At 67.5% G+C, this 5,136-nt stretch carries 7 protein-coding genes; 5 read left to right on the forward strand and 2 right to left on the reverse strand.

Features of this window, described 5'->3' with window-relative positions; translation table 11 throughout:
• Nucleotides 1-1,133, reverse strand: a 1,133-nt coding sequence (mobF, locus tag JWR81_RS11395; RefSeq protein WP_297650324.1) for a MobF family relaxase, incomplete at its 3' end; no start/stop codon positions are given.
• 429 nt (nucleotides 1,134-1,562) lie between these two features.
• Between mobF and JWR81_RS11400 the strand changes: the two genes are divergently transcribed.
• The 5 genes from JWR81_RS11400 to JWR81_RS11415 all read left to right on the forward strand — a co-directional run bounded on the left by JWR81_RS11400 (nucleotide 1,563) and on the right by JWR81_RS11415 (nucleotide 4,748).
• A complete protein-coding gene (locus JWR81_RS11400) occupies nucleotides 1,563-1,883 on the forward strand; it encodes a hypothetical protein (RefSeq protein ID WP_297650325.1) in 321 nt (106 codons plus the stop codon).
• Nucleotides 1,861-2,064, forward strand: a complete 204-nt coding sequence (locus JWR81_RS34320; protein WP_367278775.1) for a helix-turn-helix transcriptional regulator — start codon at nucleotides 1,861-1,863, stop codon at nucleotides 2,062-2,064. The genes JWR81_RS11400 and JWR81_RS34320 overlap by 23 nt, the downstream gene beginning before the upstream one ends.
• A 132-nt stretch (nucleotides 2,065-2,196) precedes the next feature.
• Entirely contained in the window at nucleotides 2,197-2,673 is a 477-nt protein-coding gene (locus JWR81_RS11405; protein ID WP_297650327.1) for a hypothetical protein, read from the forward strand.
• Nucleotides 2,674-2,864: 191 nt separating this feature from the next.
• Nucleotides 2,865-4,100, forward strand: coding sequence for an IS110 family transposase (locus JWR81_RS11410; RefSeq protein WP_297650329.1), 1,236 nt, complete (start codon nucleotides 2,865-2,867; stop codon nucleotides 4,098-4,100).
• Nucleotides 4,101-4,169: 69 nt separating this feature from the next.
• Nucleotides 4,170-4,748, forward strand: coding sequence for a site-specific integrase (locus JWR81_RS11415; protein WP_297650331.1), 579 nt, complete (start codon nucleotides 4,170-4,172; stop codon nucleotides 4,746-4,748).
• A 129-nt stretch (nucleotides 4,749-4,877) separates the two neighbouring features.
• Here the strand turns inward: JWR81_RS11415 and JWR81_RS11420 are convergent.
• On the reverse strand, nucleotides 4,878-5,136 hold a 259-nt coding region (locus tag JWR81_RS11420; protein WP_297650333.1), incomplete at its 5' end, for a DUF933 domain-containing protein.

Below are 5,136 nucleotides of genomic sequence, written 5' to 3' on the forward strand. Positions count from 1 at the left end.
GCCACGCCGGTCTTGGCCGCGCGGGTGCCCAGCGTGGCCGCCTGCGACAACGCCTTCCGCGCGCCTGCGTCCGGGGCGCGGCCGTGCCGCGCCACGTAGTCGGCGCTCAGCTCGTCGAGGCGGGCCAGGACCTGCGCCCGCCGCGTCGACGCCTCCGCACACAGTGCGGGGTCGACCCCGAGGATCTCCCGGGCCACACCGTCCGGGCGGGTCCCGAACACCACCCCCAACGACTCCCCCAACAACTGCTCCACCGCCCCCTCGTAGGCGGCCGCCACCGCCTCCTTGATCGGGCGGAACCCGCGCCCGTCCAGAGCGCGGATCTGCCCGTCCGACCGCGTCTGCGCACGGTTGGACACCGCGACATGGGTGTGCAGCTGCGGCTCGCCCTCACGGTTGGTCGAGTGCTCCCACACCGTCATCACCAACCCCGTCGCGGCCTCGTAGCGGCCCACCGACCGGCCCTCCCCGGTCCGCCCGTGATAGCCGACCCGGACATAGGCGGCGTGCGACTCCGCATAGGCCATCGCGATATCGACCGCGTCCTGGTGCGCCGTCACGACGAGGTTCGCCTCTTCCAGGAAGCCTTCGGCGAGCAGGGCGGCGTAGTACACCGACACGCTCTTCACCGGCGAGAACGTGAAATCGTAGTAGGCCACCGCCTTCCGACCATCGGTCTTCGCATCCAGCTCCAACTCACGCAGCCGCTCCGGCGACGGCGCCAACGGCTCCCTCGCGACCGCCGCGGCCAAGCGTTGCTGGTGGGTCTTGAACCGCCTCGGCGGCCGCCCCAACGACTGCCCCGACACCGGATGCTCCACCCGGCCGAACACCGCCCGCACCGCCTCCGGGTCCGCCTCCTGCCCGGGCTGCACACCGACCATCGCCAGACCGGAACCCAACCAGCGGCCCGGCACCTCCCCCGAGCGCACCGCCGCATCGAGATATCCCGCCGCACCGTCTCCGCCCCGCCCGGATACGCCCCGCTCCGCACCCGCCGAGGTGTCCGCGCCGTCCGCGGCATCCTGCGCGGCATCGAGATCGACCACCGCGTCCTCGTGCTCATGGGTGCAGCCGCTGCCCCGGATCAGATACTCCACCGCCCCGGCCGATATCGCGGTGATCCGGAGCACGAAACCACCGTACCAAGATCATTATCTAATGCATAGGTGTGCTGCTCGAAAACACGGGACGGCGTCCTTGTCGTTATTACTCATTGCTTGTCAATGTTATCCAAGACAGGCAAGCTGGCCAAATGAGTCGCAAGCCACGCACGTAAGCCTGCGAGGTGCGGCTATGCTTCTATGTGGAGCGAGCTGGCTGGTGGACATATGACGACCAGGATTCGAACCCCATCGCCGGCGGCGTCTTCGGCTCTCTGCTTGCCACCACGCACTCACCGAGGCAGAGATCCACTCGTCTCGATCGCAGCCGGCCGCTGATCCGTTGACGATCAACCCTTCGGACGATCAAGCTTGAAGCCGATTCACGGCCACCTCCCGCCCAGAACAGGCCGGCGAAGGATCGCCCGGCCTACCAGCCAACCGTGACCAGGAGGTCCGATGCCCGCGCCGTACGAACAGGGGCAACCCCTGGCTTGGATCGAAATCGACACCGAGGGCGTGCGCGTCCATCGCGCCAGAGTCGAAGCGATCGAGCCTTCAGCCACGACCGGGAGCTGGCACATCACCACCGAGCGTGGCAGTACCACTGTCGACGCCTCCGGAGTCGCGCCCAGCGCCGTCCCCCTTGAGCCCGACATTGCCGACGACCTGTACCTCTACGGGGACGGCTACCTCGTCACCTCGTCCTTGATAGGACTCGAGTTCTCAGCCGATATGGACACCACCGTGGAGCGGGGTGACGACCTTGACCTCGGCTGATGACCCAGACCGGCTACTGAGCATCAACGACGTCTCCGACCTGCTTCAGCTTCCTGTCCAGAGCATCTACAAGCAACGATCGGTTGGCGAGTTCTGTCCGGCATACAAGATCGGCCGACATCTCCGCTGGCGGCGTAGCGAACTGATCGCGTGGCTGGCCACAAGGCGAGATCCAGTCTGAATCTCCTATCCCCAACGCCGTTCCGATGGCGCTGGCCGCTTGTGCACAACTTGTCGTTGACAGCTGCGGAGGATCAGCCACCCAGGCGACAATGATGCGTGAGCGTCTGAATCGATTGCAAGAGGAGACGATGTGGCCGTTTACAAGCGCAAGGATCGGGACAAGTGGTTCGCCCGGATCGTCGGCGCCAATGGCAGGGCGGTCTCCAAGACCTTCGAGCGCAAGTCAGACGCCGTCAGATGGGAAGCCGAACAGCTCGCTACTCGGGATCGGGGCGACTGGATCGACCCGAGGGACGGCAAGGTCACCTTCGCGGACTTCTACCGCGACTGGTCGGCACGGCAGGTCTGGGAGTCGAACACGACGCTGTCGATGAACCTGTCGGCTCGGTTGACGACCTTCTCCGACATCCCTCTGGCTCGCATCCGCCGCAGCCACGTCGAGGTATGGGTCAAGTCCATGACGACCGCCGGCTTGGCGCCGTCGACGATCAAGACCCGCTTCAACAACGTCCACGCCGTCTTCCGCGCCGCGGTGCGGGACCGCTTCATTGCCTCGGACCCGTCCTTGGGCATCACACCCCGTTACCTTCTTGATCAAGCCCGGTGAGGGCTTGCAGGCCACCGGCCACGGCATGACTTGTCGCCCCTGTCGTTGATGATCTGGGGGGTGTTGTCACCGTGGTCGGCGGGCGCCAACGACCGCTGATAGAGACCTGACCCGTATGAGTGGTCTGCTCGTAACGTGGCTGCCGGCGCGGGTGTCCAGGTCGGCCTGCCACGGCGAGCGAGGAGGCCTTCTTGTCGGAACCCGACAAGCGTCCCGGTCACGGGTTCACGGTGTTCTGCGGGCTGGACGTGGGCAAATCCGTCCACCACGCCTGCGCCCTGGACCCGTCCGGGCAGCGGCTGCACGACAAGCCGTTGCCCAACGACGAGGCCGCGCTGGCCGAGGTCTTCACCCGACTCTCGACCCACGGACGGGTGCTGGTCATCGTCGACCAGCCCGCCTCGATCGGGGCCCTGGCCGTCGCGGTGGCCCGCTCTCGGGGCATCGAGGTGGCCTACCTGCCCGGTCTCGCGATGCGCCGAATCGCTGACCTGCATCCCGGCCAGGGCAAGACCGACGCCCGCGACGCCCACGTCATCGCCGACGCCGCCCGCACCATGCCGCACACTCTGCGACGGGTCGGCACCGACGACGAGCTCCTCGCCGAGCTCACCGTCCTGGCCGGCTACGACGACGACCTCGCCGCCCAGTCCACCCGACTGACCAACCGGCTGCGTGACGCCCTTCTCCACGTCCATCCCGCCCTGGAGCGCCTGCTCGGACCGCGCATGGACCGCGGGGGCGTGCTCGACCTGCTCACCGCCGCGCCCACACCCCAGGCGATGCGGCAGCTCGGCGAGCAGGGCATCGTCGAAGCCATGCGCCCACGATCGCCGCGGCTGGCCAAGACCCTGCCCGCCCAGATCCTCGCTGCGCTCGACGCTCAGGCCGTCGTCGTTCCCGGGACAGGAGCGTTCGGGCGGGTCATCGCCGGAGTCGCCGCCCAGCTGCGGGAGGTCCATCTCGAACGTGACGCCCTGGCGGGCGAGCTCGAGACCCTCCTGGAGACCCACCCTCTTGCCGAGGTCCTGACCTCGATGCCCGGCCTCGGGTTCAGGACCGCTCTGAAGATCCTCACCATCGTCGGAGACGGCGCAGCCTTTCCCACCGCCGCTCACCTCGCCGCCTACGCAGGCCTCGCCCCGGTGACCCGACGATCCGGGACCTCGATCAAGGGCGAGACCCGCTCTCAACGCGGGAACCACGCGCTGAAATCGGCGCTGTTCTTGTCGGCTTTCGCCAGTCTCGCCGACCCGACCAGCCGCGCCTACTACGACCGCAAACGAGCCCAAGGCAAGCGTCACAACGCCGCCCTGATCTGCCTCGCACGACGCCGCACCGACGTCATCTACGCCATGCTCCGCGACCGCCGCCCCTACGCCCGGCCAAGCATCCCGACGCCGCCCCCGGAAGCCGCAGCCGCTTGACAACCACATAGAGACACCCCCCGTCAGCGTCGCCGAGATGCCGCCACGGCACTCCCTAGCGTGGAGCAGGTGGGCGCCATCCTGGAAGCCGCTGACGACGCCTTCGAGCCGTTTCTGGCGTTGTGCGCCTTCGCCGGGCTTCGGCTCGGCGAAGCGGCAGCCGTTCAGGTAGGTGACATCGACTTCCTCCGGAAGCGGCTCCAGGTGTCCAGACAGGTACAGCGGACGACGAAGGCCGGCGGGATCGAGATCCGGCCGCCGAAGTACAACAGTGAGCGGACCGTCCACCTCGCCAACGACCTTGTGCTGTTGCTGGCCAAGCACTGCGAGCGACGAGATCTGTGGCTCTTCGAGGGAGAGAACGGCAACCCGCCTCATCAGAACACCGTCGGCTACCGAACGCGAAGGGTGTTCCAGCGCGCGAACGTCACGGGTCTCACCCTGCACTCACTGCGCCATTTCTACGCGTCAGCGTTGATCGCTGCAGGCTGCGACGTCGTCACAGTCCAGCGCTCCCTCGGCCACGGGTCAGCATCCACAACCTTGTCCACGTACGCACACCTCTGGCCCAGCGCCGAGGACCGGACGCGGAAGGCGGCGGAAGGCCTCATGTCGGCCGTTCGCGACCAGACCGCTTCCGCAGGATAAATCGCCGAGCCGCAGCAGCGCCGCCTGCGACCGACTCTCAGGCTCATCGGCACCAGATCGGCACCAGATCGGCACCAGATCGGCACCTAGCAAGATTGCACAGCACCTGACCTGCAGAAACAGCGTCAACTACACGTTGAAGCGGAACTCCACCACGTCCCCGTCGACCATGACGTAGTCCTTGCCCTCCATGCGTACCTTGCCCGCGGCCTTGGCCGCCGCCATCGACCCCGCGGCGACGAGGTCGTCGTAGGACACGACCTCGGCCTTGATGAAGCCCCGCTCGAAGTCGGTGTGGATCACACCGGCGGCCCGGGGGGCGGTGTCGCCCCGGTGGATCGTCCAGGCGCGGGCCTCCTTGGGCCCGGCGGTCAGGTAGGTCTGCAGG

Origin of the sequence: Pseudonocardia sp. (assembly GCF_025965585.1) — a bacterium.
Classification (GTDB): domain Bacteria; phylum Actinomycetota; class Actinomycetes; order Mycobacteriales; family Pseudonocardiaceae; genus Pseudonocardia.

Excerpts from the sequence above, each read along its gene's own strand:
- JWR81_RS11400 (WP_297650325.1), top strand. The coding sequence starts at position 1,563 with ATGCCCGCGCCGTACGAACAGGGGCAACCCCTGGCTTGGATCGAAATC.